This is a genomic window from Streptomyces sp. NPDC056373, from assembly GCF_042262425.1.
Classification (GTDB): Bacteria; Actinomycetota; Actinomycetes; order Streptomycetales; family Streptomycetaceae; genus Streptomyces.
The window spans coordinates 51,263-78,033 of record NZ_JBHJPX010000005.1; the positions used below are offsets into that span (position 1 = coordinate 51,263).

The 26,771-nt window shown below is 73.2% G+C and carries 24 protein-coding genes and 1 riboswitch; of the genes, 13 read left to right on the forward strand and 11 right to left on the reverse strand.

What is annotated here, in order from left to right; genetic code table 11:
• The first annotated feature begins 141 nt into the window (after positions 1 to 141).
• Together ACFCXS_RS11695 and ACFCXS_RS11700 are read left to right on the forward strand one after the other, a co-directional pair.
• Positions 142 to 1,923, forward strand: a complete 1,782-nt coding sequence (locus ACFCXS_RS11695) for a glycoside hydrolase family 15 protein (protein WP_376643078.1) — start codon at positions 142 to 144, stop codon at positions 1,921 to 1,923.
• 5 nt (positions 1,924 to 1,928) lie between these two features.
• Complete coding sequence (locus ACFCXS_RS11700) at positions 1,929 to 2,684, forward strand: SDR family oxidoreductase (RefSeq protein ID WP_376643079.1); 756 nt, start codon at positions 1,929 to 1,931, stop codon at positions 2,682 to 2,684.
• Positions 2,685 to 2,787: 103 nt separating this feature from the next.
• Here ACFCXS_RS11700 and amaP read toward each other — a convergent pair whose 3' ends face one another.
• Genes amaP through ACFCXS_RS11725 form a run of 5 tightly spaced genes read right to left on the reverse strand, consistent with a single transcriptional unit; the run spans position 2,788 to position 5,158 of the window.
• Positions 2,788 to 3,375 (reverse strand): alkaline shock response membrane anchor protein AmaP, encoded by a 588-nt coding sequence (gene amaP, locus ACFCXS_RS11705; protein WP_376643080.1) that lies wholly within the window; start codon positions 3,373 to 3,375, stop codon positions 2,788 to 2,790.
• Positions 3,372 to 4,067, reverse strand: coding sequence for a DUF6286 domain-containing protein (locus tag ACFCXS_RS11710; RefSeq protein ID WP_376643081.1), 696 nt, complete (start codon positions 4,065 to 4,067; stop codon positions 3,372 to 3,374). Before ACFCXS_RS11710 ends, amaP begins: the two co-directional genes overlap by 4 nt.
• Entirely contained in the window at positions 4,064 to 4,447 is a 384-nt protein-coding gene (locus ACFCXS_RS11715) for a hypothetical protein (protein ID WP_376643082.1), read from the reverse strand. Before ACFCXS_RS11715 ends, ACFCXS_RS11710 begins: the two co-directional genes overlap by 4 nt.
• Positions 4,444 to 4,632, reverse strand: coding sequence for a hypothetical protein (locus tag ACFCXS_RS11720; protein WP_376643083.1), 189 nt, complete (start codon positions 4,630 to 4,632; stop codon positions 4,444 to 4,446). Before ACFCXS_RS11720 ends, ACFCXS_RS11715 begins: the two co-directional genes overlap by 4 nt.
• Positions 4,633 to 4,681: 49 nt before the next feature.
• Positions 4,682 to 5,158, reverse strand: coding sequence for an Asp23/Gls24 family envelope stress response protein (locus ACFCXS_RS11725; RefSeq protein WP_376643084.1), 477 nt, complete (start codon positions 5,156 to 5,158; stop codon positions 4,682 to 4,684).
• Between the two features lie 83 nt (positions 5,159 to 5,241).
• Here ACFCXS_RS11725 and ACFCXS_RS11730 point away from each other — a divergent pair, with 83 nt between their 5' ends.
• Positions 5,242 to 5,964, forward strand: a complete 723-nt coding sequence (locus ACFCXS_RS11730; RefSeq protein ID WP_376643085.1) for a nucleopolyhedrovirus P10 family protein — start codon at positions 5,242 to 5,244, stop codon at positions 5,962 to 5,964.
• Between the two features lie 195 nt (positions 5,965 to 6,159).
• Here ACFCXS_RS11730 and ACFCXS_RS11735 read toward each other — a convergent pair whose 3' ends face one another.
• From ACFCXS_RS11735 to ACFCXS_RS11745, 3 genes are all read right to left on the reverse strand, one after another.
• On the reverse strand, positions 6,160 to 6,963 hold the full coding sequence (locus ACFCXS_RS11735) for an enoyl-CoA hydratase/isomerase family protein (protein WP_376643086.1): 804 nt from the start codon (positions 6,961 to 6,963) through the stop codon (positions 6,160 to 6,162).
• Positions 6,964 to 7,111: 148 nt separating this feature from the next.
• The gene (locus ACFCXS_RS11740; protein WP_010037790.1) at positions 7,112 to 7,330 is read right to left on the reverse strand and encodes a helix-turn-helix domain-containing protein; all 219 of its coding nucleotides are present in this window, start codon (positions 7,328 to 7,330) and stop codon (positions 7,112 to 7,114) included.
• A gap of 352 nt (positions 7,331 to 7,682) precedes the next feature.
• Positions 7,683 to 9,281, reverse strand: a complete 1,599-nt coding sequence (locus ACFCXS_RS11745) for an ABC-F family ATP-binding cassette domain-containing protein (protein WP_376643087.1) — start codon at positions 9,279 to 9,281, stop codon at positions 7,683 to 7,685.
• A gap of 273 nt (positions 9,282 to 9,554) precedes the next feature.
• Between ACFCXS_RS11745 and ACFCXS_RS11750 the strand changes: the two genes are divergently transcribed.
• Positions 9,555 to 9,971 carry a VOC family protein gene (locus tag ACFCXS_RS11750; protein ID WP_376643088.1) on the forward strand — a complete coding sequence of 139 codons (417 nt, stop codon included), beginning with the start codon at positions 9,555 to 9,557 and terminating at the stop codon, positions 9,969 to 9,971.
• 19 nt (positions 9,972 to 9,990) lie between these two features.
• On the opposite strand, the gene ACFCXS_RS11755 is transcribed toward ACFCXS_RS11750, so the two are convergent.
• The 3 genes from ACFCXS_RS11755 to ACFCXS_RS11765 form a co-directional block, all read right to left on the reverse strand.
• A complete protein-coding gene (locus ACFCXS_RS11755) occupies positions 9,991 to 11,391 on the reverse strand; it encodes a hypothetical protein (RefSeq protein WP_376643089.1) in 1,401 nt (466 codons plus the stop codon).
• 267 nt (positions 11,392 to 11,658) lie between these two features.
• Positions 11,659 to 12,786, reverse strand: coding sequence for an alpha/beta hydrolase family protein (locus tag ACFCXS_RS11760; protein WP_376643090.1), 1,128 nt, complete (start codon positions 12,784 to 12,786; stop codon positions 11,659 to 11,661).
• Between the two features lie 137 nt (positions 12,787 to 12,923).
• Positions 12,924 to 13,676 (reverse strand): class II aldolase/adducin family protein, encoded by a 753-nt coding sequence (locus ACFCXS_RS11765; protein WP_376643091.1) that lies wholly within the window; start codon positions 13,674 to 13,676, stop codon positions 12,924 to 12,926.
• A gap of 285 nt (positions 13,677 to 13,961) precedes the next feature.
• Here ACFCXS_RS11765 and ACFCXS_RS11770 point away from each other — a divergent pair, with 285 nt between their 5' ends.
• The 9 genes from ACFCXS_RS11770 to cobI all read left to right on the forward strand — a co-directional run bounded on the left by ACFCXS_RS11770 (position 13,962) and on the right by cobI (position 26,747).
• A complete protein-coding gene (locus ACFCXS_RS11770; RefSeq protein WP_376643092.1) occupies positions 13,962 to 15,242 on the forward strand; it encodes an anion permease in 1,281 nt (426 codons plus the stop codon).
• Positions 15,243 to 15,274: 32 nt separating this feature from the next.
• Positions 15,275 to 15,496: a hypothetical protein gene (locus tag ACFCXS_RS11775; RefSeq protein ID WP_059422310.1), complete on the forward strand. Its 222-nt coding sequence runs from the start codon at positions 15,275 to 15,277 to the stop codon at positions 15,494 to 15,496.
• Between the two features lie 119 nt (positions 15,497 to 15,615).
• A riboswitch (cobalamin riboswitch) is annotated at positions 15,616 to 15,774 on the forward strand.
• A 99-nt stretch (positions 15,775 to 15,873) separates the two neighbouring features.
• Positions 15,874 to 16,845 (forward strand): cobalamin biosynthesis protein, encoded by a 972-nt coding sequence (locus ACFCXS_RS11780; protein WP_376643093.1) that lies wholly within the window; start codon positions 15,874 to 15,876, stop codon positions 16,843 to 16,845.
• A gap of 1 nt (position 16,846) precedes the next feature.
• Entirely contained in the window at positions 16,847 to 18,355 is a 1,509-nt protein-coding gene (locus tag ACFCXS_RS11785; protein ID WP_376643094.1) for a cobyric acid synthase, read from the forward strand.
• Complete coding sequence (cobN, locus tag ACFCXS_RS11790) at positions 18,352 to 22,017, forward strand: cobaltochelatase subunit CobN (RefSeq protein WP_376643095.1); 3,666 nt, start codon at positions 18,352 to 18,354, stop codon at positions 22,015 to 22,017. The genes ACFCXS_RS11785 and cobN overlap by 4 nt, the downstream gene beginning before the upstream one ends.
• Entirely contained in the window at positions 22,014 to 24,011 is a 1,998-nt protein-coding gene (locus ACFCXS_RS11795; protein WP_376643096.1) for a putative cobaltochelatase, read from the forward strand. The genes cobN and ACFCXS_RS11795 overlap by 4 nt, the downstream gene beginning before the upstream one ends.
• The gene (gene cobO / locus ACFCXS_RS11800; protein WP_376643097.1) at positions 24,011 to 24,619 is read left to right on the forward strand and encodes a cob(I)yrinic acid a,c-diamide adenosyltransferase; all 609 of its coding nucleotides are present in this window, start codon (positions 24,011 to 24,013) and stop codon (positions 24,617 to 24,619) included. The genes ACFCXS_RS11795 and cobO overlap by 1 nt, the downstream gene beginning before the upstream one ends.
• Positions 24,616 to 26,001 carry a cobyrinate a,c-diamide synthase gene (locus tag ACFCXS_RS11805; protein ID WP_376643098.1) on the forward strand — a complete coding sequence of 462 codons (1,386 nt, stop codon included), beginning with the start codon at positions 24,616 to 24,618 and terminating at the stop codon, positions 25,999 to 26,001. The genes cobO and ACFCXS_RS11805 overlap by 4 nt, the downstream gene beginning before the upstream one ends.
• Complete coding sequence (gene cobI, locus ACFCXS_RS11810; protein ID WP_376643099.1) at positions 25,998 to 26,747, forward strand: precorrin-2 C(20)-methyltransferase; 750 nt, start codon at positions 25,998 to 26,000, stop codon at positions 26,745 to 26,747. The genes ACFCXS_RS11805 and cobI overlap by 4 nt, the downstream gene beginning before the upstream one ends.
• Positions 26,748 to 26,771 lie beyond the last annotated feature (24 nt).

Consider the following 26,771-nt stretch of genomic DNA (forward strand, 5'->3'; position numbering starts at 1 on the left):
CCCCGCGCGACGCCATGGCCGGCGGCCGTGTGACCCTCGGCCGCACCCGGCCCGGCACCGGCGGCGCCTGCCACCCAGGACACATCACTCCCCCGGCCCCCGCCCTGATTGCCGCGCCGACTTGCCGGGAACCCGCACTGGGTGCCCAGCATCGAGGACTACGCGCTCATCGGCGACGAACAGACCGCGGCCCTGGTCGGTACGGACGGATCCGTCGATTGGCTGTGCCTGCCCCGCTTCGACTCGGCCGCCTGCTTCGCCAGACTGCTCGGCGACGAGGACAACGGCTTCTGGCGTATCGCCCCCGTGGGGGCGGACCGCTGCACCCGGCGCGCCTACCGCCGCGACACCCTCGTCCTGGACACCGAGTGGGAGACCGGGCAGGGGGCGGTCCGGGTCACCGACCTGATGCCCCAACGCGACCGCGCCCCCGACCTGGTGCGTGTCGTCGAGGGCCTCGACGGCGAGGTCACGCTGCACAGCGTCCTCAAGCTGCGCTTCGACTACGGCTCGATCATCCCCTGGGTGCGCAAGGCCGACGGCCACCGCGTCGCGGTGGCCGGACCCGACTCGGCATGGCTGCGCAGCGAGCCCGAGGTGACCAGCTGGGGCGAGGACTTCGGTACGCACGCCGAGTTCACCGTCAAGAAGGGGGAAAAGGTCGCCTTCGTCCTGACCTGGCACCCCTCCCACGAGGACCGCCCACCGCTCGTCGACCCGTACGACGCCCTGCGCCACAGCGTGGAGGACTGGCGGACCTGGGTGTCGCGCTGCCGCTACGAGGGGCCGTACCGGGACGCCGTCGTCCGCTCCCTGATCACCCTCAAGGCGCTCACCTACGCCCCCACGGGGGGTATCGTCGCCGCCCCCACCACCTCGCTGCCCGAGGAACCGGGCGGGGTGCGCAACTGGGACTACCGCTACTGCTGGCTGCGCGACTCCACCCTCACCCTGAACGCGCTGCTCGCCGCGGGTTACCAGGAGGAGGCGGAGGCCTGGCGGAACTGGCTGCTGCGAGCGGTCGCGGGCGACCCGGCGGACCTGCAGATCATGTACGGCGTGGCGGGCGAGCGCCGGCTGCCCGAGTTCGAGCTGCCGTGGCTGTGCGGCTTCGCCGAGTCCGCCCCGGTACGCGTCGGGAACGACGCCGTGAAGCAGCTCCAGCTGGACGTCTACGGCGAGGTCATGGACTCCCTGTCGCTCGCCCGCGAGTCGGGCCTGTCCGCCCAGCCGGACGTGTGGGCACTGCAGACGGCCCTGCTGGACTTCCTGCGCACCCACTGGCAGCAGCCGGACGAGGGGCTGTGGGAGGTGCGCGGCGGCCGGCGCCGGTTCGTGCACTCGAAGGTGATGGTGTGGGTGGCCGCCGACCGTGCCGTACGCACCCTGGAGCGCCATCCGGAGCTGGACGGCGACCTGGACGGCTGGCGCGCGCTGCGCGACGAGGTGCACGAGGAAGTGTGCGAGAAGGGCTACGACGCGGAACGCAACACCTTCACGCAGTCCTACGGCTCACGCGAACTGGACGCCGCACTGCTGCTCATCCCGCGCGTCGGATTCCTGCCGCCGGACGATCCACGGGTGATCGGCACGATCGACGCGGTCCGCGAGGAACTGTCCCGTGACGGCTTCGTGCGCCGCTACAGCACGGACGACACGGGCATCGACGGGCTGCCCGGCGGCGAGGGCGCCTTCCTGGTGTGCTCGTTCTGGCTGGCGGACGCCCTGTTCATGACGGGCCGCACGAAGGAGGCCCGGGAGCTGTTCGAGCGGCTGGCGGGGCTCGCCAACGACGTCGGGCTGCTGTCCGAGGAATTCGACCCGGTGACGGGACGGCACCTCGGCAACTTCCCGCAGGCGTTCAGCCACATCGGGCTGGTGAACACCGCCCTCGCCCTGTTCGGTGAGGACGGGGCAGGATAGGGACCATGGATCTTGGACTGAAGGACCGGGTGTACGTCGTCACCGGAGCCACGCGGGGCCTCGGCAACGCCACCGCGCGGGAGCTCGTCGCGGACGGGGCGAAGGTGGTCGTCTCGGGGCGTGACGAGAAGAGTGTCGCCGAGGCGGCCGCCGAGCTGGGGCCGAACGCGGTCGGGGTGGCCGTCGACAACGCCGACCCGGAGGCGGCGGCCCGGCTGATCGCGGCCGCACGGGAGAACTTCGGCCGTTTCAACGGTGTCCTCGTCAGCGTGGGCGGGCCGCCGGCCGGGTTCGTCGCGGACAACACCGACGAGCAGTGGCAGACGGCGTTCGAGTCGGTGTTCCTCGGTGCGGTGCGGCTGGCCCGCGCCGCCGCGGCCGAGATGGAGGCCGGGGGCGTCATCGGGTTCGTGCTGTCCGGGTCCGTGTACGAGCCGATCCCGGGGCTGACCATCTCCAACGGGCTGCGGCCGGGGCTCGCGGGATTCGCCAAGTCGCTCTCCGACGAGCTGGGGCCACGCGGCATCCGGGTGGTCGGTGTCCTGCCCGGGCGGATCGACACCGACCGGGTACGGCAGCTGGACGCGCTGTCGGCGGATCCCGAGGCCACCCGGGCGGCGTCGGAGTCGCGAATTCCGCTGCGCCGGTACGGGGCGCCCGAAGAGTTCGGACGGGTGGCGGCGTTCTTGTTGTCGCCGGCCGCTTCCTACCTGACCGGAGTGATGGTGCCCGTCGATGGTGGAGCGCGCCACGGGTTCTGACCGTTGACGCCCGCGGGTCGCGGGGGCTGGTCGCGCCCACGCGGCGGAGCCGCGTGTCGATCCAGCCCCGCGCCCCCCTGGGGCGTGTCCCTGAAGCGTGTCCTCAACTCACTCTCTCTGCGCCGTGCTTGACGCCCCGCAGGCGCACCTCCGCCGGAAGGGACTCAAGACCCGCCGATGTCTTCGCGTGGGCCAGGGCGCCGGTCGTGAAGTCGGTCAAGGCCGTTCCCGGATCGACATGCGGCTCCAGTGCGAGGCGTACGTGGGCCTCGGGGGTGCTGCGCCCGCCCTTCAGGTGGGCCTGGGCTCCGTCCACGCCGTCGATGTGGTCCGCCTCCTGGGTGAGGGCGCTCTCCAGGGCCCGGCCGCGCAGGAGCGCGCCCTCGCCGTCGCCTGTGTCGACGAGGACCTCGGCCAGACGGCGCCGGCGCAGGACGGCGACGAGCCACCACAGGGCGAGCAGCAGCAGGACCGCGAGGGCGGCGATGACGACCGGCCACCACCAGCCGTCGTCACGCCAGCGGGTGCGCTCGGCGTTGCTCAGCAGCACGTCGTGCTTGCTGTCGTGGATCCACCACGAGGGCGCCGAGACGCCGAGACCGACGGCGAGGACGGAGCCGCCCAGCACCAAGAGGATCAGGCCCACCAGGCCGAGGAACACACGGTTGACGATCCCGAGCACCGCTCTCACTCCTTCCGGCCGGGGCGCCGGACACGCACCGACAGCGACGGCGGCCGGGACAGCCCCAGTCCGCGGACCGCGTCGGTGAGTACGTCGTCCAGATCGGTTCGTACATCGTCCGCTTCCCTGAAGTGCGACACGGCGCGGACGTCCGCCCGCCTCCGGCGCACCCGTACCCGTGCCGACTGCACGCCGGCCACCTCCATGGCCCGGTCCCGCAGCGCGGTGGCGGCGGCGTCCCGGTGCAGTCCGGCGCGGACCTCGGCGTGCGTGCGCCGCATCGGGAGCACGTTCCGCAGGCCGGGTGTGGCCGCCAGGATCAGCAGCCAGAGCCCGAGGACCGCGGCGATCCCGGCGCCGACCAGCACCCAGGTGTCGTCCAGGGGCCGTTCGGCGAGCTGCTGGGCCAGTTCCCGGCGCCAGTACATGCCGGGCCGGCCGGCGCGCACGGAGACGATGTCGTAGAGGAACAGCCCGACGAGCCCCAGAAGCAGCAGGGCGACGATGCCCGCGGGGATGCGGCGCGCCGACCAGAAGCGGCCCTCGCGGCCGCCCTTGCCCTCGAGTTCGGGCGGTGGCCCGGAGGAGGGCGACGACTCGTCCCGGTCGGGTCCGTCGCCGTTCTCCGTCTCCTGTTCGTCGAGGACGGGCAGGCGCTGCGTGCTGTCCTCGGGGGGCTGAGTGCCCTGGGGTTCGCTCATTGCGTCCTCCCCTCTACCGCGCGGAGCGCCGCGTCCAGGTGCAGCCGCTCCACCTGGACGACGACCTCCGGCACCTGCATGCCCGCCAAGGCGCTCACCTGCTCGACGACTCGGTGACGCACCTCGCGGCAGCGGGCGCCGATGTCGCAGGGGTAGCCCAGTTCGAGCTGGATCCGCACGTGCGCGACCTCGCGGTGGACGACGACGGACGCGGAGGGCCGGCCGATGCCGGCCGGTAGCGTGCCGACGGCCTCGTGCGCCGCCTGCGAAGCGATTTTCGCGACGACCCGGTCGGCGATCCGCGTCGCGCCGCGCTCGCCCGCCGGAACGACGGTCAGGGGTCTGTCGAGCTCGCCGGCCCCCGTACTCACGGGCGTCACCGCCGCCGTTCACGTTCGCGAGGACGGAAGAAGTCGCCGAACTCCAGGTCCCCGTCCACGAACCGGCCCACGACGAAGCCGACGGCGCCCAGTGCCGCCACCAGCAGGAAGGCGCCGAATCCGCCGAAATATCCGGCGAAGGCCAACGCCATGCCGGCGATCATGCCGACCACGGCCATGCTCATGCGCTCCTCAGCTCCTCAGCCGCTGTGTCGTTGTCCGATGACCCGTGCCTCACTGGATTCGGCGCTCCGGTTCCTCTTCCTCTTCGTCGGGCAGCTTCACGTCGCTCACCGCGATGTTGACCTCGACGACCTCCAGCCCGGTCATCCGCTCCACGGCGGTGATGACGTTCTCCCGTACGTCGCGGGCCACATCGGCGATCGACACGCCGTACTCGACCACGATCTCCAGATCGAGGGCCGCCTGCACTTCGCCGACCTCGGCCTTCACCCCGCGGCTCACTCCCGACTTCTGGCCGCCGGGCACGCGGTCGCGCACTGCTCCGAACGTGCGGGACAGGCCGCTGCCCATGGCGTGCACACCGTCGACGTCGCGTGCGGCGAGGCCGGCGATCTTCTCCACGACACCGTCCGCGATGGTCGTCCGCCCGCGGGAACCGGCGTCTCCCCCGCTGTGCTTGGCCAACGGGCTTCTGCGTACCGCCGCGGTCTCGGTCTCCCCGCCCCGGTTCTGCGTGATGTCAGTCATCGCCGTACGTCCTTTTCGTCGTCCTTCGACCACGGTATGCATGGTTGCGTGGAAGCGCGCCTTTGATGCGGCAGGCTGGAGTAATGACGGCCGAACGATGGGCACAGGCAGTGAGACATCAGCTGGGAATCGGCAGGCTTCTGCCGTTGGGTGACGCGCGGGACGGCGCATGGATCGCGGAGCGGGCAGTCGAGGCGGTGCTGCGGAGCGCGGTGTGGGACGCGCCGGGACTGCGCCTCGACGCGCTCCGAGTCGAGGTCGCCGATGCGGCGGACACCGCGGAGCCGGCCGTACCCGCTCCACCGAGTGCTCTGCCGCCCGGTCCGCTGCGGGTGACGGCGGAGTTCGCCGCGACGGCCTCACAGCCCCTGCCGGCGACGGCGGCTCTGCTGCGGGAGACTCTGGCGGCCGCGGCGACCCGGCGGCTCGGGCTGACGGTGACGGAGGTGGACCTGCGGGTGACGGGGCTGCTGGACGAGGAGGGGCCCGGGGAAGCCGGGATTGCCGCACGCCTTCCCGCGCCCCCGAGTGCCGCGCCGGCCGGGGGCGACGACGAGGGCCGGGTGGCCGCCGCTGCGCTCGGCGTCCCGGGTGTGCTCCATCTGACCGGCACGCTGGGCCACCCCGTGCACATCGAGCTGTTGTTCCCCGAGGGCGCCGCGCTGCCCCACCGCCATGTCCGGCTGGAGCTGGCGGTGGGTTCGGACCAGCGGGCCCGGGACGTGGCCCGCGAGGTCCGGACGACGGTCAGGCGGACGCTGTCGGATCACCCGACGGTGGCGGTCGTGGTGAGCGCGATCGGCTGACCGCGTCTCCGCTCCCGGCCCGGGGTGCCTGCCGCGGGGCCCGAGGGCGGGACCGCCCCGGTCCCGGCCTGGGCGGTGCCGCGGGGCCCGAGGGCAGCGGCGGCCTGTCGGCGCGCAGGCCGCCGGTGAACGGGACGCCGGCGGCGGACGGCCGGGGCCGGTCGTTCACCTGGCGAGGCTCCTGCCCCGCGCGGCTCAGTCCTCGACGCCCGCGAGGTCCCGCAGCCTGCGGGCCTGCGACTGGCGCTCGGCCGCGCGCTGCTCCTCGTACGTGCGGTCCTGGGCACCGCGCAGCAGGGCCTTGGTCTCGATGACCGCGTCGCGGGGGGCGGCGAGCACGGCCGAGACGAGGTCGCGGACCGTGTCGTCCAGCTGACCGGCGGGCACGGCGAGGTTGGCCAGGCCGGTGTTCACGGCTTCCTCGGCCGTGACGAAGCGCCCGGTCACGCAGATCTCCAGCGCGCGGGCGTAGCCGACGAGTCCCACCAGCGGATGCGTGCCCGTCAGGTCGGGCACGAGTCCGAGGCTGGTCTCGCGCATGGCGAACTGCACGTCGTCGGCGACGACGCGCAGATCGCAGGCGAGGGCGAGCTGGAAGCCCGCCCCGATGGCGTGCCCCTGGACGGCGGCGACGGAGACGATGTCGCTGCGCCGCCACCAGGTGAACGCCTCCTGGTATTCGGCGATGGTCGCGTCCAACTCGGCGTCGGCGCCGCGTGCGAGGTCGATGAACGACGGTTCGCCGTCGAAGCCCTCGGGCGTGAACGCCTGTCGGTCGAGCCCGGCCGAGAAGGACTTGCCCTCGGCCCGCAGCACCACGACGCGGACGGAGCCCGGCAGCTGCCGCCCGGCCTCGGTCAGCGCGCGCCACAGAGCGGGGCTCTGCGCGTTGCGCTTGTCCGGGTTGGTCAGCGTCACCGTGGCGATCGTGTCGTCGACGGTGAGCCGTACGCCGTCCTTGTCGAGTACGGGAACGAGGTCCTTGTCGGGCGAAGCCATGGGACGCCTCCGATGTGTGCGGTCCTACGAGCCCGTACGACGGCTGCGCCGTCGTGTCGGGCCACGCTTAAGTGACTGCACAGTAACCACCCGGCCGATCAGTCGACCGACCGGGTGGCCACCATCGGAGCCGAGGGGCCACCCGGGGTCAGGCCGTGGCCTTTTTGCCCCGGGTCGCCCCGCCACGCCCTCGCAGCGTGACGCCCGACTCACTGAGCATGCGGTGCACAAAGCCATACGAGCGGCCGGTCTCCTCGGCCAACGCCCGGATGCTCGCACCGGCGTCGTACTTCTTCTTCAGGTCTGCCGCGAGCTTGTCGCGCGCGGCGCCGGTCACCCGGCTGCCCTTCTTCAGAGTCTCGGCCACCCGTGCCTCCTCATGGGAAGTGCGCTCTGGTCTCCTCATGATCACCCCTCCGGGCCGTCCTGGCCACCCATTCGGCAAGGTCCGTGAGACAAGGTTGTGACGACGGGAGCACATCCCCACATCCGGAATGCCGAATTCCGAAGAGTCGTGTCCGTACGACCGAATGGATTGTTCCGGAAAATGCCAGGTCAGAAAGGCGGCGCGGCCGAGCCCGGCAGAATCGGGGGCTCGGCCGCGAAATCGATGTAGGACACACCTCGGTACGAGGAGATCTCACACAGATGATGGATCACCGCTAGGCCGAATGATCCATACGCCGTTGATCACGTATTCGATCAAGCGCCGGTGTCGCTCAGGCCAGGGCGACGAGATCCGCGTAGTCGGCGCCCCACAGGTCCTCGACGCCGTCCGGCAGCAGGATGATCCGCTCCGGCTGGAGCGCCTCGACCGCGCCCTCGTCGTGCGTGACGAGGACGACAGCGCCCTTGTAGGTGCGCAGCGCGCCGAGGATCTCCTCGCGGCTGGCGGGGTCGAGGTTGTTGGTCGGCTCGTCGAGGAGCAGCACGTTCGCCGAGGACACCACGAGGGTGGCGAGGGCGAGGCGGGTCTTCTCACCGCCGGAGAGGACACCGGCCGGCTTGTCGACGTCGTCGCCGGAGAACAGGAACGAGCCGAGCGTCTTGCGGACCTCCACCAGGTCCAGGTCGGGGGCGGCGGAGCGCATGTTCTCCAGGACCGTGCGCTCCGGGTCGAGGGTCTCGTGCTCCTGCGCGTAGTAGCCGAGCTTGAGGCCGTGGCCCTCGATGACCTTGCCGGTGTCGGGCTGCTCGGCCCCGCCGAGGAGGCGGAGCAGGGTCGTCTTGCCGGCGCCGTTGAGGCCCAGGATGACGACGCGGGAGCCCTTGTCGATGGCCAGGTCGACGTCGGTGAAGATCTCCAGCGAGCCGTAGGACTTCGACAGGCCCTCGGCCATGAGCGGGGTCCGGCCGCACGGGGAGGGCTCGGGGAAACGCAGCTTGGCGACCTTGTCGGACTTCCGCTCGGCCTCAAGGCCGGCCAGCAGCTTGTCCGCCCGGCGGGCCATGTTCTGGGCGGCGACGGTCTTGGTCGCCTTGGCGCGCATCTTGTCGGCCTGCGAGTGCAGCGCGGAGGCCTTCTTCTCGGCGTTCTGCCGCTCGCGCTTGCGGCGCTTCTCGTCGGCCTCGCGCTGCTGCTGGTAGAGCTTCCAGCCCATGTTGTAGATGTCGATCTGGGCGCGGTTGGCGTCGAGGTAGAACACCTTGTTGACGACCGTTTCGACGAGCTCGACGTCGTGGGAGATCACGATGAAGCCGCCGCGGTAGGTCTTCAGGTAGTCGCGCAGCCAGACGATCGAGTCGGCGTCGAGATGGTTGGTGGGCTCGTCGAGCAGCAGGGTGTCCGCGTCGGAGAAGAGGATCCGGGCCAGCTCGATACGGCGGCGCTGACCGCCGGAGAGGGTGTGCAGGGGCTGGCCGAGCACCCGGTCGGGCAGGTTGAGCGCGGCGGCGATGGTGGCGGCCTCGGCCTCGGCGGCGTACCCGCCCTTGGTGAGGAACTCCGTCTCCTGACGCTCGTACTGCTTGAGCGCCTTCTCGCGGGTGGCGCCCGTGCCGTTGGCGATGCGCTGTTCGTTGTCGCGCATCTTGCGGAGCAGGACGTCCAGGCCGCGCGCGGACAGGACGCGGTCGCGGGCGAGGATGTCGAGGTCGCCGGTGCGGGGGTCCTGCGGGAGGTAGCCGACCTCGCCGGAGCGGGTGATGGTGCCGCCGGCGGGGATGCCCTCGCCGGCCAGGCACTTGGTGAGGGTGGTCTTCCCCGCGCCGTTGCGGCCGACCAGGCCGATGCGGTCGCCCTTGGCGATGCGGAACGAGGCGTTTTCGATGAGGACGCGGGCACCGGCGCGCAGCTCGATACCGGAGGCGGAGATCACGGACAGACTCCAGGGCGGATACGGGGGCGGGATGGACGAATCAGGGGGTGCCGCGCGTAGCGCGCCGTTGGAAGGGCGGCGGCGGGCGACGGGCGGACGTTCCCGCCGTCTAATGCGCGAGGAGAATGGCCATGGGGGACAGTCTAACGGGGGCGTGCAACCACTTTTTCTGTGTGCGGGTGTTCGATCACCGGCGGGCCGGACCCGGGGCCGTTGCCGGTGGCCGGTGGAACACTGAGGGGGACGGCCCCGGGACCCGAGGAAGTGATCGCCATGGCAGGCACGTCCGGCGGACGTCCGAGCGTCTTTCCGACGCTGTTGTACGCGGACGCGAAGGCGGCGATCCGGCAGCTCACGGAGGCCTTCGGCTTCACGGAGCTGTCGGTGTACGAGGGCGAGGACGGCTCGGTGCTGCACGCCGAGCTGGCCCAGGGCAACGGCGCGGTGATGGTCGGCACCAAGGGCCGGGGCGGCCTGTTCGACACCGCCATGAAGAACGCGGGCACCACGGGGGTGTACGTGGTGGTGGACGACGTGGACGGGCACCACCGCCACGCCGTGGAGCACGGCGTGGAGGTGGTGATGCCCCCGACGGACCAGGACTACGGCTCGCGGGACTACATGGCCCGGGACCTCGAGGGCAACGTCTGGAGCTTCGGGACGTACGCGCCGGAGATCACGACGGGCTGACGCCCAGGCCCGGCGGGCCCTAGTTGCCGCCGGTGTGCACCTGGAAGGCGGCCCGGCGGACCGCCTTGGCCAGGGCCGGGTCGGGGTGTGCGGCGGCGAGGGCGACCAGCACCTGCACGGTGCGCGGGTGCCCCACGGCGCGTACCTCGTCAAGGAGCCTCGGGATGGTCGGCTGCACCGCCGACTCCAGGTGGCGCACCAGCAGCGGGGCCTCACCGTGGTCGGCGACGGCGGCGGCGGTGTCCACCCACAGCCAGGTCGCCTCCTCGCGGGTGAGGACCTCGTGGGCGTCCTCGGGGTCGGCGCCGTCGTGCTCGGCCAGCCACAGCAGCGCGTACGGCCTGAGCGTGGGCTCGTCGAGCACGCCGCGGACGTCCGGCTCGGCGGGGGCGCCGACCACGCGCAGCGCCTCGAAGGCGAGGCCGCGCAGCAGGGCGTCCTCACCCCGGGCGGCACCGAGGAGTTCGGTGACGGCGCTTTTGACCGGGCGGGCGGCGAGCCAGGCGCGGTACTCGGCGCGGGCCGCGTTCGGGCGGAGCTGGGCGCAGCCGCGGAGCATGTCGTCGGCGGCCTGCTCGATGTTCCCGGCGGGGCTCTGCGCGGCGACGCAGATCTGCTCCAGCTTGACCCAGACGGCCCAGTTGCCGAGCGGGGTGAGGGTGGCCTGGCCGTCGCCGTAGGTGAGGGCGCCGACGGAGGCGAGGGCACGCAGGGCCCAGTCGAGCAGCGGCGCGAGCGGGGCGTCGGTGGGCTCCGGTTCGGCCGGCGGCTCGGGCTGGGGGCCGTAGGGGATCTCGCAGCGGGCGGTCCGCAGCTCGGTGACGCGCTGCTCCAGGAGGTCGAGGAGCTGCTCCATGGGGACGGGCCCGGCGGACAACTGGAGGAAGGAGAGCGCCTGCGGCATGGCCGAGACGACCTCGGCGACGGCGGCGGGCTCGTGCTCCGCGGGCTCCGGGTGGGCGAGCGACCAGGCGTCGAAGAGCGCGACCCAGCCGCGCAGCACGGCGCTGTCGTCGCGGTCCCAGGCGCGCAGCCGCCAGCCGGGGCGGGCGCTGTCACCGTGCACCTCGACGAGGCCGGCGAGGCGGGCGGTGTCCCAGTCGGCTCTGACCTGAGCCGGGGTCAGGCCCAGATCGCGGGCGGCCCGTTCGGCGGTCGCCTCGGAGAGGGTGGCCTTGCCGTCGTCGGTGGCGCTGTCCCGGCCGGGGCCGAGCGCCGCGTCCGCCCAGCGGGCGACGCGGGCCGCGTCGGCAAGACCTGAGCGAGCCATTCTGGCCAGCTCCGCCGGTGCCGGGGTGCCCTCCGGGGGGCGCGGCGCGGGGCGGCGCGAGCGCCGCTGGTTCATCGCTGGAGGGGCGGCGGCCAGGGGTCGCGGGCGGACGAGTCGGAGCCTGGAGTCGCGCGGGATACGGGACGTCACGGGGGCAGTCTTCCGGTTGACGGTCCGAAAACCCAAACGGAATGTCACGGCGGGCGACGGGGATGGCCAACGCACCGGCTCCCGGGAGTGGTCGTAGGCCGGGAACCGGCCAGTGGTACGACGCTAAACGGAATCGTGGCGACCGGTCCGCGGGGAGCGGCGGAAGAGGTGGTTGAGGGGTGGTTGCGACGGGACGAAGGGGGCGTGAACGCGGGGTGGGTGCCAGTGCGCCGGAGGGGGCGCGTCGGCGGGTGTCCCCCGGAGGCGTCACACAAGGGGCGTCAGGAAGCGCCGGAGCGCCTCCTCGTAGCCGTCCGGGTCGGCGTTCCACATGGCGCCGTGGGGGGCGTCGGCGACGGTGCGGAGGGCGACCAGGTCGGGGCGGGCCTCGGCGAGCCGGCGCGACGGCTGCCAGGGGGCGACGGTGTCGTCCGGTCCGTGGAGCACGAGCGCCGGGACACGCAGTCCGCCGGCCGGGACCGTGCCCGCGCCGCGGTCGCCGGTCAGACCGGTGCGGCCCTGGGCGGCACGGACGGCGAGGGGCAGCAGCGCGCCCGGGGTGCGGCGGGCCGAGGCGAGGGCGCGCAGGGTGGTCTCCCAGTCGAGCACCGGGGAGTCCAGCACGAGCCCGCAGACGCGGTCGCGCAGCCCCGAGTGCGCGGCGGCCCTCAGGGCCATGGTGGCGCCGGTGGACCAGCCGTGCAGCACGACCTGCCGGGCCCCGTAGCGCACGGCGTAGCGGATGGCCGCGTCGAGGTCGCGCCACTCGGTCTCGCCGAGGTGGTTCAGGCCGTCGGGCGGGCGCGGCGCGCCCAGGTCGCCGCGGTAGGCGAGGGCGAGCACCGGGAAGTGGCTGCGGTGCAGGAATCCCATGACGTTCAGGGCGAGTTCCCGGGTGGTGCCCAGGCCGTGCACGGCGATCACCCAGGTGGTGCGCTTGCCCGGCACGAACCACGCGGGCAGGGCGCCGAGTTCGCCGGGGACGTCGACGTCGGCGTGTTCGAGTCCGAGGGCGGTGCCGGGGTTGCCGACGTACACGTTCGGCGTGAGCCAGACCTTGTCCCCGGACCTCAGCGTGCCGTGCGTGACGCCCTCCAGGCGGCGCACGACGGTGTCGGCGGGATGCTGGGTGCCGGTCACGACGGGGCCGACGACGGCGTGGGAGCCGTCGCCGGACAGGCCGTAGCGGCCGGGGCGCAGGGCGGCGAGGTCCCGGGTGAGGCGGATCTGCCCGGCGGCGGTGCCGTGCACGGTGAGCCGGGGCTCGGTGGGCAGGGGCCTGCCGGGGGGCGCCTTGAGTGCGGCGTCGCTGGCGAGCCGGCCGGCGGCCACAGCGGCGGCACCGGCCCCGATCACGGCGGTGACGGCAGCGGCCGTCGCTCTGACAGTGCGCACGGCACCAGTGTCCCGGCGGACGGCGGGGGCGACCAGTGGGGCGGAGCCGGGGAGTGATCTCCGCCGTCCCGGCGTGCGGCCCGGGCGGCCGGTGGGGCCGGGCCGGGTCGTGGGTCCGCGGCGGTCGTGCGGAAGGCTCAGCCGCGCTGGCCGTAGCCGCGCAGGCGCTCCTCCACCTCCGTCAGCTGCTCCCGGGACAGCAGGCTCGGGGTCAGGCCGGGCACCGAGGAGGCGGTGAGCCACAGGCGGCACATCCACTCCAGCTGGGCGGTGCGGTCGTAGGCCTGGGCGAGGGTGGTGCCGTGGGTGAGGGTGCCGTGGTTCCGGAGCAGGCAGCCGGAGCGGTCGGTGAGGGCCCGGAGCATGTTCTCGGCCAACTCGTCGCTGCCGTAGGTGGCGTAGGGGGCGACGCGGACGGGGCCGCCGAGCGCGGCGGCCATGTAGTGGATCAGCGGCAGCTCGGTCACGAGCGTCGAGACGGCCGTGGCGTGCACGGCGTGGGTGTGGACGACTGCCAGCGCACCGGTCGTGCGGTAGACGGCGAGGTGCATGGGCAGCTCGCTGGTCGGGACGAGGGTGCCGAGGACCTGCCGGCCGTCGAGGTCGACGCCGGTCACGTCCTCCGGCGTCAGCCGGTCGTAGGGGACGCCGGACGGCGTGACCAGGACGGTGTCCCCGACGCGCACCGAGACGTTGCCGGACGTGCCGACGACGAGTCCGTCCGCGACCGTCCGGCGGGCCGTGGTGACGAGGTCGTCCCAGGCACGGGACTCCTCGGGGCGCGCGGCCCGACGGCGCGGCTCCCCCGCACGCGCCGCGCCCCCCTGCACGTCCGCCGCGTTCCCCCGCACGTCCGCCGTGCGCCGCTCGTCGCCCCGCTGCTCAGCCATGCCGCGATCCTGCCAGGCGGCGCTTCGCGGCGCCGCGGAAGGCGGGGGCTTCGTACACAACGGAGGCGTCACCCGGCCGGGTGACCGGAACCTCTTCGAGAGGCCGCTCGATCGGGTCAATCGGTTCGCCTGCGGCGGCCGGTCCCCGGGGCCCCGGGACGCCGCCCCGGGGCGGAATCCCGACCGCCCGTTGCGGTCACCCCTGCGCCCCTCCCAGTTCATCTTCCGTTCACCCAGGTTCCCTACGTTCATCGAGCCAACAACCTCGAACGATTGCCTGGGTAAATGGAAAGCTTCTCGCTGATCCTCGCGATTGTGGTGGTAACCGCACTCGCGTTCGATTTCACGAACGGTTTCCACGACACCGCGAACGCGATGGCCACGACCATTTCCACGGGCGCCATGCGGCCCAAGGTTGCGGTGGCCATGTCCGCGGTCCTCAACCTGGTCGGCGCCTTCCTGTCCGTCGAAGTCGCCAACACGATCTCCAAAGGCCTCGTCGACGAGGCCGGCATCCGTCCCGAGGTCATCTTCGCCGCCCTGGTCGGCGCGATCCTCTGGAACCTGCTGACCTGGCTGGTCGGTCTGCCCTCCAGCTCCTCCCACGCCCTCATGGGCGGTCTGATCGGCGCCACGATCGCCTCGGCGGGCGTCGGCGCGGTGCACGGGGACGTGCTGGTCACCAAGGTGCTGATCCCGGCGATCGCCGCCCCGCTGGTCGCGGGCATCGCGGCGATGCTCGCCACACGGCTGACGTACTCCCTCGGCAGCAAGACCGACGGCAACGCGTCCAAGAAGGGCTACCGGGTCGGCCAGATCGCCTCCGCGGGCCTGGTCTCGCTGGCCCACGGCACCAACGACGCGCAGAAGACGATGGGTGTCATCACCCTCGCCCTGGTCGCCGGCGGGGCCGTCGCGCCCGACTCGGACCCGCCCATGTGGGTCATCCTCTCGGCGGGTCTCGCCATCGCGCTCGGCACCTACCTGGGCGGCTGGCGCATCATCCGCACCATGGGCAAGGGACTGACCGAACTCCAGCCGCAGCAGGGCTTCGCCGCCCAGACCTCCGCGGCAACCGTCATCCTGGCCTCCTCGCACATCGGTTTCTCCCTCTCCACGACGCACTCCGTGTCCGGTTCGGTGATGGGTGCCGGGCTCGGCCGCAAGGGCGGCGTGGTCCGCTGGTCCACCGCGACGCGGATGTTCGTCGCCTGGGGTCTGACGCTCCCGGCGGCGGCCCTGGTGGGTGCTCTCGCCGAGTACGTCACCGGCTTCGGCAGCTGGGGCACCGCGGTGGTGGCCGTCTTCCTCATTGCCTCCAGCGCGGCGATCTGGAAGCTGTCGCGGCGTGAGGTCGTCGACCACACCAACGTCAACGACACCGAGGACACCGCGGACGCGGAGCCGGCCGGTGTGGTGACCACGGCGATCGCAGCGGTCACGCCGCCCCCGGCGGCCGGCACGGCCACGGCCACGGCCTCGGCCTCGGCCTCGGAGGACCCGGTCCCCTCGTTCCCGTCGCAGGCCACCGCCGAGCGCACGCCGACCACGCCCACCACGGTCTGACCGGCCACCGGTTACAAGGAAGAGTCTCCGATATGAAGATCGACTGGGCGGCCCTCGGCTCCGTCTTCGGCGTCAGCCTCGTGGTCACCGTGGCCCTCGTCGGCCTGTTCACCCTCGGCATCACCGGCCTGTCGCGCCGCGAACGGGCAGTGGCGCAGGGCGGGTCCGCGGGACTCGCGGTCACCGGCGCGTACGCGTGCTTCGCGGCGTGTGCGGCGGCCGTGGGGTACGGGATCTATCTGATCGTGGCCTGAGGGCCCGACCGACCGCACGTCGTGTCCGCCGGGCGGCACGGGACTTCGCTCCTGTGCCGCCCGGTCGTCGTGTGGAGGCAGGGGCGGTGTGGGGTTCTCCACACTCTCCCCCCGCAGGTCAACGGCAAGTTGACGGCGGTTCCCGGCCATGGTGGACTGCCGGGGCCAGTACGGCGGCAGGAGAGGAAGCCGGTGCGAGTCCGGCGCGGTCCCGCCACTGTCACCGGGGTAGCAATCCCCGGGAGCCAGGAACTCTCACCGCCGGTCTCGTCGAACCAGGGCGTGGACACCCTGAGTGAGGACACATATCGCCATGCGCGGCTGCCGATCGAGGTTCAACACCCCACCCCTGCCCGCCCTCCTGGCCGGCTGAGCCCATGGGTGCCGGTCGCGTCTTCGCGTACGGCGCCGCCGCCGGTCTGATCGGTGACCTGCTGCTCGGTGATCCTCGCCGGGGGCATCCGGTCGCCGCGTTCGGGCGGGCCGCGAGTGCCGTGGAACGGGTGTTGTGGCGGGACCACCGCGGGTGGGGCGCGCTGCACACCGCCGTGTGTGCCGGCGGGGCCGTCGCCCTCGGGTCCGTCGCCGCGCGTGCCGTGCGGCCGTCCGCCGTCGCCTCCGTCGCGCTGACCGCAGCCGCCACCTGGGCCGTCGTCGGGGGCACGTCGCTGGCCCGGGAGGCACGGACCATCGGGCGTGCCCTGGAGGCCGGGGACGTCGAGGCGGCCCGGGCCCGGCTGCCGCATCTGTGCGGGCGGGACCCGCAGGCCCTGGACGCCGACGGCATGGCCCGGGCCGTGGTCGAGTCGGTCGCCGAGAACACCTCCGACGCCGTCGTGGGAGCGCTGGTGTGGGGGGCCGTCGGCGGAGTGCCGGGGCTGCTCGGGTTCCGGGCCGTCAACACCCTGGACGCCATGGTCGGGCACAAGTCGGCCCGGTACCGCCGGTACGGGTGGGCTTCCGCGCGGCTGGACGACCTCGCCGGGTGGCCGGGAGCGCGGCTGACCGCCGTGCTCGCCACCCTGGCCGGTCCGGACCCGCGGGGGGCCGTGCGGGCATGGCGGGCCGACGCGGCGAAGCATCCGAGTCCCAACGCCGGGCCCGTGGAGGCCTCGTTCGCGGGGGCGCTCGGGGTGCGGCTGGGCGGGACGCTCTCGTACGGCGGGCGGGTGGAGCATCGGCCCGTGCTGAACACGCAGGGGCGGGCCGTCGGCACGCACGACGTCGAACGGGCCGTGCGGCTGTCGAAGCGCGTCACCTGGCTCGCGCTCGGGGTGTGCGCCGGAGCGCGGTTGCTCAAGAGTGCGCAGTCGCTCAAGGGTGCGCGGTCGCTGAAGAGGGGGAATTGACATGAGCGGTGGGCTTCTCGTCGCCGGAACCACCTCCGACGCCGGCAAGAGCGTCGTGACCGCCGGGATCTGCCGGTGGCTGGTGCGGCAGGGCGTCAAGGTCGCGCCCTTCAAGGCGCAGAACATGTCCCTGAACTCCTTCGTGACCACGGAGGGGGCCGAGATCGGGCGGGCTCAGGCCATGCAGGCGCAGGCCTGCCGGGTCGAGCCGACCGCGCTGATGAACCCGGTGCTGCTCAAGCCCGGTGGCGAGCAGAGCAGTCAGGTCGTGCTGCTGGGCAAGCCGGTCGGGGAGATGAGTGCGCGCGGCTACCACGGCGGCCGGCAACAGCGGCTGCTGGGGACGGTGCTGGACTGCCTGGAGCAGTTGCGGGGCACGTATGACGCGGTGATCTGTGAGGGGGCCGGTTCTCCCGCCGAGATCAATCTGCGGCGGACGGACATCGTGAACATGGGGATCGCCCGGAACGCCGGGCTGCCCGTGCTCGTCGTCGGCGACATCGACCGGGGCGGTGTGTTCGCCTCGTTCTTCGGGACGGTGGCACTGCTGTCGCCCGAGGACCAGGCCTGTGTCGCCGGGTTCCTCGTCAACAAGTTCCGCGGTGACGTCTCCCTTCTGGAGCCGGGCCTGGACATGCTGCACGGGCTCACGGGGCGGAAGACGTACGGCGTGCTGCCGTTCCGGCACGGGCTCGGGATCGACGAGGAGGACGGGCTCAGAGTCTCCCTGCGCGGGACCGTGCGGGAGTCCGTCGTCGCCCCGCCCGTCGGAGAGGACGTGCTGCGCGTCGCGGTCTGCGCCGTGCCACTGATGTCCAACTTCACGGACGTGGACGCGCTGGCCGCCGAACCGGGCGTCGTGGTGCGGTTCGTGGACCGGCCGGAGGAACTGTCCGACGCCGACCTCGTCATCGTGCCCGGCACCCGCGGGACGGTACGGGCGCTGGAGTGGCTGCGGGAACGGGGGCTCGCCGAGGCCCTGGCCCGCCGGGCCGCCGAGGGGCGGCCCGTCCTCGGTATCTGCGGCGGCTTCCAGATCCTCGGCGAGCACATCGAGGACGACGTCGAGAGCCGCCGAGGGCACGTCGACGGGCTCGGGATCCTGCCCGTGCGGGTGCGGTTCGCCCGCGAGAAGACCCTCACCCGGCCGCAGGGCGAGGCCCTCGGGGAACGTGTCGAGGGATACGAGATCCACCACGGGGTCGCCGACGTCCAGGGAGGCGCCGCCTTCCTGGACGGCTGCCGGGTCGGCCAGACCTGGGGCACGCACTGGCACGGCTCACTGGAGTCGGACGGCTTCCGGCGGGCCTTTCTGCGCGAGGTGGCGGCCGCCGCGGGCCGCCGCTTCGTGCCCGCGCCGGACACCTCGTTCGCCGCGCTGCGCGAGGAGCAGCTCGACCGGCTCGGCGACCTGATCGAACAGCACGCGGACACCGACGCGCTGTGGCGGCTCATCGAGTCCGGCGCGCCGCAAGGACTGCCCTTCATTCCACCGGGAGCACCCGCATGAGCACAGTGTTGTTGTTGTCGACCGCCGACACGGACCTGCTGGCGGCCCGGGCCGCCTCCGGTGCCGACTACCGGATCGGCAACCCGACCCGCGTGGACGTCCGGGAGGAGCTGCCCGCCCTGCTGGACGGGGCGTCCGTCGCCGTCGTCCGGCTGCTCGGCGGCAAGCGGGCCTGGGAGGACGGGCTCGCCGCGCTGAAGGCCTCCGGCGTCCCCACCGTGCTGCTCGGCGGCGAGGCCGTGCCGGACGCGGAGCTGATGGCCGAGTCGTCCGTCCCGGCCGGTGTCGTGGCCGAGGCGCTGAAGTACCTCGTGGAGGGCGGCCCGGACAACCTCACCGAACTCGCCCGGTTCCTCTCGGACACCGTGCTGCTGACGGGCGAGGGGTTCGACGAGCCGCGGAAGATGCCGGAGTACGGCGTCCACGGCGAGCGGGAGCTCGTGCCGGGCCGTCCGACCGTCGGCGTGCTCTTCTACCGGGCGCACGAGCTGAGCGGCAACACCGGATTCGTGGACACCCTGTGCGACGCGATCGAGGCGCGGGGCGCCAACGCGCTGCCCGTGTACTGCGGTTCGCTGCGCGGGGCGGACGCGGGCCTGTACGAGATCCTCGGCCAGGCGGACGCCCTGGTCGCCACCGTCCTCGCCGCGGGCGGCACGCACGCCTCGCAGGCCTCGGCGGGCGGCGACGAGGAGGCCTGGGACATCGGCGCCCTCGCCGAGCTGGACATCCCCGTGCTCCAGGGCCTGTGCCTGACGTCCTCGCGGCAGGCCTGGGCGGACTCGGACGCCGCCCTCTCCCCCATGGACGCCGCGATGCAGGTGGCCATCCCGGAGTTCGACGGGCGGCTGATCACCGTGCCGTTCTCCTTCAAGGAGCGGGTCGACGACGACAAGGCCGACGTGCCCGTCTACGTCGCCGACCCGGAGCGTGCGGGACGCGTCGCCGGCATCGCCGTACGGCACGCGCGGCTGCGGCACAAGGAGAACGCCGAGAAGAGGCTCGCGCTGGTCTTCACCGCCTACCCGACCAAGCACTCGCGGGTCGGCAACGCGGTCGGGCTCGACACCCCGGCCTCGGCGGTGCGGGTGCTGGACGCGCTGCGGGACGCCGGGTACGTCGTCGAGGGGCATCCGGACGAGGGTGACGAGCTGATCCACCGGCTCATCAACGCCGGTGGGCACGACGTGGAGTGGCTGACGGAGGAGCAGCTGGCCGCCGCGCCCGCACGGGTGCCGCTGGCCGACTACCGGGCGTGGTTCGAGAAGCTCGACCCGGAGCTCAAGGACGCCATGACCGAGGCGTGGGGCGAGCCGCCGGGCAGTCTCTACGTCGACGGCGACGACATCGTCCTGGCGTCCCTGCAGTTCGGGAACGTCGTCGTGATGATCCAGCCGCCCCGCGGCTTCGGCGAGAACCCGATCGCGATCTACCACGACCCGGACATGCCGCCGTCGCACCACTACATGGCGGCCTACCGGTGGCTGGAGAACAGTTTCGGCGCCGACGCCGTCGTCCACATGGGCAAGCACGGCACCATGGAGTGGCTGCCCGGCAAGGGCCTCGGGCTCAGCGGGGGCTGCGCCCCGGACGCGGTCCTCGGGGACCTGCCGCTGATCTACCCGTTCATCGTCAACGACCCGGGTGAGGGCACGCAGGCCAAGCGGCGCGGGCACGCCACGGTCGTCGACCACCTCGTGCCGCCGATGGCCCGCGCCGACACCTACGGCGACCTGGCCAAGCTGGAGCAGCTCCTCGACGAGTACGCCCTCGTCTCCGACCTGGACCCGGCGAAGGCCCCGACCGTGCGCGCCCAGATCTGGACGCTGGTGAAGGCGGCCGAGCTCCACCACGACCTGCATGTCGACGAGCAGCCGGACGACGCGGAGTTCGACGAGTTCGTCATGCACATCGACGGTTATCTGTGCGAGATCAAGGACGTGCAGATCCGGGACGGACTGCACATCCTGGGCGGCGGTCCGGTCGGTGAGCCGCGCGTCAACCTCGTGCTGGCCGTGCTGCGCGCCTCGCAGGTGTGGGGCGGTCAGGCCAACGCGCTGCCCGGGCTCAGGGCGTCGCTGGCGCTGCACTTCGGGCTGGTGGAGAAGGAGCTGCTGGCCGAGCCGGGCGCTCCGGTGAAGGTGCCCGTCGAGCTGACGGACCTGGTGGACGGCCCGGCCCGCAGTGCCGCCGACGCGATCGACCTGCTGGAGCAGCTGTGCCGGCGGATCGCGGAGGGCATGGAGGAGCGCGGCTGGGCGGTCGCGGAGAGCGCGCCGCTGGTCCGGGAGGTCCTCGGCACCGAACTCCCCGACGCGGTCGCCGTGCTGGAGTTCGCCTGCACCGAGGTCGTGCCCCGGCTGGAGAAGACCACCGACGAGATCGGGCACATCCTGCGGGCGCTGCGGGGCGGTTACGTCCCGGCCGGCCCGTCCGGTTCGCCGACCCGCGGGCTGGTCAACGTCCTGCCGACGGGCCGGAACTTCTACTCCGTCGACCCCAAGGCCATCCCGTCCCGGCTGAGCTGGGAGGTCGGGCAGTCACTCGCGGACTCGCTGGTGCAGCGGTACCTGCAGGACACCGGCGAGTACCCGACGTCCGTCGGCCTGACGGTGTGGGGCACCTCGGCGATGCGCACCCAGGGCGACGACATCGCCGAGATCCTGGCGCTGCTGGGCTGCCGGCCGGTGTGGGACGACGCCTCGCGGCGCGTGACCGGGTTCGAGGTGGTCCCCCTGGCGGAGCTCGGCCGGCCGCGCATCGACGTGACGGTCCGCATCTCGGGCTTCTTCCGGGACGCGTTCCCGCACGTCGTGGGGCTGATCGACGACGCGGTGCGCGCGGTGGCCGAGCTGGACGAGCCGGCGGAGTCCAACTACGTCCGGGCCCACGCCGACCAGGACACCGCCGAGCACGGCGACCGCCGCCGGGCCACGGCCCGCATCTTCGGCTCCAAGCCGGGGGCCTACGGGGCCGGTCTGCTGCCGCTGATCGACGCCCGCAACTGGCGCTCCGACGCGGACCTCGCCGAGGTGTACGCGGTGTGGGGCGGCTACGCCTACGGGCGGGGCCTCGACGGGCGGGCCGCGCGCGGGGACATGGAGACGGCGTTCAAGCGGATCGCCGTCGCCGCGAAGAACGTCGACACCCGTGAGCACGACCTGGTCGACGCCGACGACTACTTCCAGTACCACGGCGGCATGGTCGCCATGGTGCGGCACCTGACGGGCGAGAGCCCCGAGGCGTACGTCGGCGACTCGGCCACCCCGGATCAGGTGAAGACGCGCACGCTCGGCGAGGAGACGCACCGCGTCTTCCGCGCCCGTGTGGTCAACCCGCGCTGGATGGCGGCCATGCGGCGGCACGGCTACAAGGGCGCCTTCGAGATGGCGGCGACCGTGGACTACCTGTTCGGGTACGACGCCACGGCCGGGGTCGTGGACGACTGGATGTACGAGAAGCTCAGCGCCGAGTACGTCTTCGACCCGGAGAACCGGGACTTCATGAAGAAGTCCAACCCCTGGGCGCTGCGCGGCATCACCGAGCGGCTGCTGGAGGCCGCCGACCGCGGCCTGTGGGCCGAGCCGGACGCGGACACGCTGGAGCGGCTGCGCGCCACCTATCTGGAACTCGAAGGCGACCTGGAGGGCGACGAGAAGTGACCACCCCCTTTCCGTTCACGGCCGTCGTCGGCCAGGACGACCTGCGGCTCGCGCTGCTGCTGAACGCGGTGTCCCCGGCGGTCGGCGGTGTGCTGGTGCGCGGCGAGAAGGGCACGGCCAAGTCGACGGCGGTGCGGGCGCTGTCGGCGCTCATGCCGACGCTGGACGTCGTCTCCGGCTGCCGCTTCTCCTGCGACCCCGGCTCCCCCGACCCCGGCTGCCCGGACGGGCCGCACGAGCCGGGGGCGTTCGAGACCCGGGCGGCGCGCATGGTCGAACTGCCCGTCGGCGCCTCTGAGGACCGGCTGGTCGGCGCACTGGACATCGAGCGGGCGCTCTCCGAGGGCGTGAAGGCCTTCGAGCCGGGCCTGCTGGCCGACGCGCACCGCGGGATCCTCTACGTCGACGAGGTCAACCTCCTCCACGACCACCTGGTCGATCTGCTGCTGGACGCGGCCGCGATGGGCGCCTCGTACGTCGAGCGCGAGGGCGTCTCCGTGCGGCACGCCGCGCGGTTCCTGCTCGTCGGCACCATGAACCCCGAAGAGGGCGAGCTGCGGCCGCAGTTGCTCGACCGGTTCGGGCTGACCGTGGAGGTCGCGGCCTCGCGGGAGCCCGACCAGCGGGTGGAGGTCGTCAGGCGGCGCCTGGCCTACGACGACGACCCGGCCGCGTTCGCCGCGCGCTGGGCCGAGGAGGAGGCCGCCGTACGGGCGCGGATCGTCGCCGCCCGGGAGCTGCTGCCGTCCGTGCGGCTGGGCGACGGGGCGCTGCGGCAGATCGCGGCGACCTGCGCGGCCTTCGAGGTGGACGGTATGCGCGCCGACATCGTGATGGCGCGGACCGCCACCGCGCTGGCGGCCTGGGCCGGGCGCACGGACGTGCTCGCCGAGGACGTCCGGCAGGCGGCGCTGCTCGCGCTGCCGCACCGGCGGCGGCGCAACCCCTTCGACGCGCCGGGGCTCGACGAGGACAAGCTCGACGAGACCCTGGAGGAGTTCGGCGGCTCGGACGACGACGATCCCGACCCTGACCCGGGGCCGGACGGGCCCGGCGGGGGCGGCGGACAGCCGGAACCCGACGACGCGCCCCAGGGCGACGGCGACACCGCGGCCCGGCCCGAGGCCGGCGAGGGCGGGCAGCCGCAGCCGTCGGGCGCCGGCGAGCAGTCGCCCGCACGCGCCTCCGAGCCGTTTCGCACCAAGGTGCTGAGCGTGCCCGGGATCGGCGAGGGTGCCGCCGGGCGGCGCTCGCGGGCGCGGACCGAGCACGGGCGGACGACCGGGGCCCGCCGGCCCCGGGGCGCGCTCACCAAGCTGCACCTGGCGGCGACCGTGCAGGCGGCGGCCCCGCACCAGCGGGCGCGCGGCCGGTCCGGGCCGGGCCTGGTGGTGCGCCGGGACGATCTGCGGCAGGCCACCCGCGAGGGGCGCGAGGGCAATCTCGTGCTGTTCGTCGTGGACGCCTCCGGGTCGATGGCGGCACGGCAGCGGATGAGCGCCGTGAAGGGCGCCGTGCTGTCGCTGCTGCTCGACGCCTACCAGCGGCGCGACAAGGTGGGCCTGGTGACCTTCCGCGGCACGGACGCGGAGGTGGCGCTGCCGCCGACCTCGTCGGTGGACGCGGCGGCGGCCCGGCTGGAGACGCTGCCGACGGGCGGGCGTACGCCGCTCGCCGCGGGGCTGCTGCGGGCGCACGACGTGCTGCGCGTGGAGCGGCTGCGCGATCCCGCGCGGCGGCCGCTGGTCGTGCTGGTGACGGACGGGCGCGCCACCGGCGGCCCCGAGCCGGTCGCTCTGGCCGGGCGCGCGGCGCGGCTGTTCGCGGCCGACGGTCTCGCCTCGGTCGTCGTGGACTGCGAGTCCGGACCGGTGCGGCTGGGGCTCGCCGGGCAGCTCGCGGGTGAACTGGGCGGCACCGCCGTGACATTGGACGAGCTGCGGGCGGACAGCATCGCCGGGCTCGTGAAGGACGTGCAGAGGAGGGCCGCGTAATGCCGCAGGGACAGCCGAGTGTGGTGCCGGACGACGGACTGACGACCCGCCAGCGCCGGAACCGGCCGCTGGTCGTCGTCCACACGGGCGTCGGCAAGGGCAAGTCCACCGCCGCCTTCGGGCTCGCGCTGCGGGCCTGGAACCAGGGGTGGCCGATCGGGGTGTTCCAGTTCGTCAAGTCGGCGAAGTGGAAGGTCGGCGAGGAGAACGCGCTGCGGGTGCTCGGCGCCTCGGGCGAGGGCGGGTCCGTCGACTGGCACAAGATGGGCGAGGGCTGGTCCTGGGTGCAGCGCGACATCCAGGGTGACAACTCGACCAACGAGGAGAAGGCCCGGGAGGGCTGGGAGCAGGTCAAGCGGGACCTGGCCGCCGAGACGTACAAGCTGTACGTGCTCGACGAGTTCGCCTACCCGATGCACTGGGGCTGGGTGGACACGGACGAGGTGATCTCCGTGCTGCGGGACCGGCCCGGGACCCAGCACGTCGTCATCACCGGGCGGAACGCGCCCGGGAAGCTCGTGGACTTCGCCGACCTCGTGACCGACATGTCCAAGGTCAAGCATCCGATGGACGCGGGGCAGAAGGGCCAGAGGGGCATCGAGTGGTGAGTGCTTCCGTCCCACGGCTGGTCATCGCCGCGCCCTCCTCGGGCAGCGGCAAGACCACCGTCGCCACGGGGCTGATGGCCGCGTTCGCCGCGCGGGGGCTCGCCGTGTCCCCGCACAAGGTCGGGCCGGACTACATCGACCCCGGGTACCACGCGCTCGCGACCGGGCGGGTGGGACGGAACCTCGACGCGTACCTGTGCGGGCCCGAGCTGGTCGGGCCGCTGTTCCTGCACGGGGCCCAAGGGTGTGACATCGCCGTCGTCGAGGGTGTGATGGGGCTGTACGACGGGGCCGCGGGCGAGGGGGAACTCGCCTCCACGGCTCATGTCGCGAAGCTGCTCGGGGCGCCGGTGGTGCTGGTCGTGGACGCGTCGTCGCAGTCCCGGTCGGTGGCGGCGCTGGTGCACGGGTTCGCCTCGTGGGACCCCCAGGTGCGGGTCGGGGGCGTGATCCTCAACAAGGTCGCCTCGGACCGGCACGAGGAGCTGTTGCGGGAGGCGTTGGATCAGGCCGGGGTGCCGGTGCTGGGCGCCTTGCGGCGGGCTGCGCAGGTGTCCACGCCCTCTCGGCATCTCGGTCTGGTTCCTGTGGCCGAACGGCAGGGTGCGGCGGTCGAGGCGGTTGCTGCGATGGCCGCGCAGGTCGTGGACGGTTGTGACCTGGGGGCGTTGGAGGCGCTGGCACGTGCTGCCGGTGCCGTACCAGGGGGCTCCGCCCCCTGGACCCCCGCCTCGCCCGCCCACCACCCGACACGGTCGGATGAAGCGGACGAGCAGCGCGCGCCCGTCGTCGCCGTCGCCGGTGGGCCCGCCTTCACCTTCTCCTACGCCGAACACACCGAACTTCTCGCCGCCGCCGGGGCCGACGTCGTCACCTTCGACCCCCTGCGGGACGAGGAACTGCCCGGCGGGACCGCCGGGTTGGTGATCGGGGGCGGGTTCCCCGAGGTGTACGCCTCGGAGCTGTCCGCCAACGAACCCCTGCGCAAGGCCGTCGCCGAGCTGGCGGGAAGCGGTGCTCCCGTCGCCGCCGAGTGTGCCGGGCTGCTGTATCTGTGCCGGGAGCTGGACGGGCTGCCGATGTGCGGGGTGCTGGACGCCGGGGCGCGGATGACCGAGCGGCTCACGCTGGGCTACCGGGACGCCGTGGCCGTGGGCGACAGTGTGCTCGCGGCGGCCGGGACACGGATGCGGGGGCACGAGTTCCACCGGACCGCCGTGGAGCCCGGCTCGGGGGCGGAGCCCGCCTGGGGGGTCCGTGGGCCCCGGCCGCGGGTCGAAGGTTTTGTACAGCGCGGTGTGCACGCGAGCTATCTGCACACGCACTGGGCGTCCGAGCCCGGTGTCGCCCGTCGGTTCGTGGAGAGGTGCCGGACGTCATGAGCAGCAGGCTGGTCGGAGTCGGGGTCGGGCCCGGGGATCCGGAGCTGGTGACCGTCAAGGGCGTCAACGCCCTGCGGGAGGCCGAGGTCGTGGTGGTGCCCGTGATGGCCGCGCCCGACGGAAAGGACGGCGGGGAGCGCGGCCGGGCCGAGGCGACCGTGTTGCACTACGTGCCCGAGGAGAAGGTCGTCCGGGTCGTGTTCGCGCTGAACGAGCGCAGCGACCGGGCCCGGCGCGAGGCGGCCTGGGACGCGGCCGGCGAGCGGGTCGCCGAACTGCTGCGGCGGCACGCCTCGGTGGCCTTCGCGACCATCGGCGACCCCAACGTGTACTCGACGTTCACCTACCTCGCACAGACCATCGCCGAGCTCGTGCCGGGGACCGTCGTCGAGACGGTGCCCGGGATCACCGCCATGCAGGACCTCGCCGCCCGGTCGGGGGCCGTGCTGACCGAGGGCACCGAGCCGCTCACGCTCGTGCCCGTCACCGCCGGGTCGGCCGTGCTCAAGGACGCGCTGGCCGGACCCGGGACCGTGGTCGCCTACAAGTTCGGGCGGCAGGCGCACGAGGTCGCCGAGGCGCTGCGCGAGACCGGGCGGCTCGGCGACGCCGTGTGGGGGTCGGCGCTCGGCCTGCCGGAGGAGTCCGTACGCCGGGCCGCCGAGCTCGACGACACGCCCCTGCCCTATCTGTCGACGCTCATCGCACCCGCCCGGCGCGAGGGCGGACGGGGCGGAAAGCTCTGACGCAGCCCGTCCGCCCCAGCCCCG

Coding starts and splice junctions, on each gene's coding strand:
- ACFCXS_RS11700 (WP_376643079.1), top strand. CDS start 1,929: ATGGATCTTGGACTGAAGGACCGGGTGTACGTCGTCACCGGAGCCACG.
- ACFCXS_RS11710 (WP_376643081.1), bottom strand. CDS start 4,067: ATGAGCGAACCCCAGGGCACTCAGCCCCCCGAGGACAGCACGCAGCGC.
- ACFCXS_RS11720 (WP_376643083.1), bottom strand. CDS start 4,632: ATGAGCATGGCCGTGGTCGGCATGATCGCCGGCATGGCGTTGGCCTTC.
- ACFCXS_RS11725 (WP_376643084.1), bottom strand. CDS start 5,158: ATGACTGACATCACGCAGAACCGGGGCGGGGAGACCGAGACCGCGGCG.
- ACFCXS_RS11730 (WP_376643085.1), top strand. CDS start 5,242: ATGACGGCCGAACGATGGGCACAGGCAGTGAGACATCAGCTGGGAATC.
- ACFCXS_RS11735 (WP_376643086.1), bottom strand. CDS start 6,963: ATGGCTTCGCCCGACAAGGACCTCGTTCCCGTACTCGACAAGGACGGC.
- ACFCXS_RS11750 (WP_376643088.1), top strand. CDS start 9,555: ATGGCAGGCACGTCCGGCGGACGTCCGAGCGTCTTTCCGACGCTGTTG.
- ACFCXS_RS11765 (WP_376643091.1), bottom strand. CDS start 13,676: ATGGCTGAGCAGCGGGGCGACGAGCGGCGCACGGCGGACGTGCGGGGG.
- ACFCXS_RS11770 (WP_376643092.1), top strand. CDS start 13,962: ATGGAAAGCTTCTCGCTGATCCTCGCGATTGTGGTGGTAACCGCACTC.
- ACFCXS_RS11775 (WP_059422310.1), top strand. CDS start 15,275: ATGAAGATCGACTGGGCGGCCCTCGGCTCCGTCTTCGGCGTCAGCCTC.
- ACFCXS_RS11780 (WP_376643093.1), top strand. CDS start 15,874: ATGGGTGCCGGTCGCGTCTTCGCGTACGGCGCCGCCGCCGGTCTGATC.
- ACFCXS_RS11785 (WP_376643094.1), top strand. CDS start 16,847: ATGAGCGGTGGGCTTCTCGTCGCCGGAACCACCTCCGACGCCGGCAAG.
- cobN (WP_376643095.1), top strand. CDS start 18,352: ATGAGCACAGTGTTGTTGTTGTCGACCGCCGACACGGACCTGCTGGCG.
- cobO (WP_376643097.1), top strand. CDS start 24,011: ATGCCGCAGGGACAGCCGAGTGTGGTGCCGGACGACGGACTGACGACC.
- cobI (WP_376643099.1), top strand. CDS start 25,998: ATGAGCAGCAGGCTGGTCGGAGTCGGGGTCGGGCCCGGGGATCCGGAG.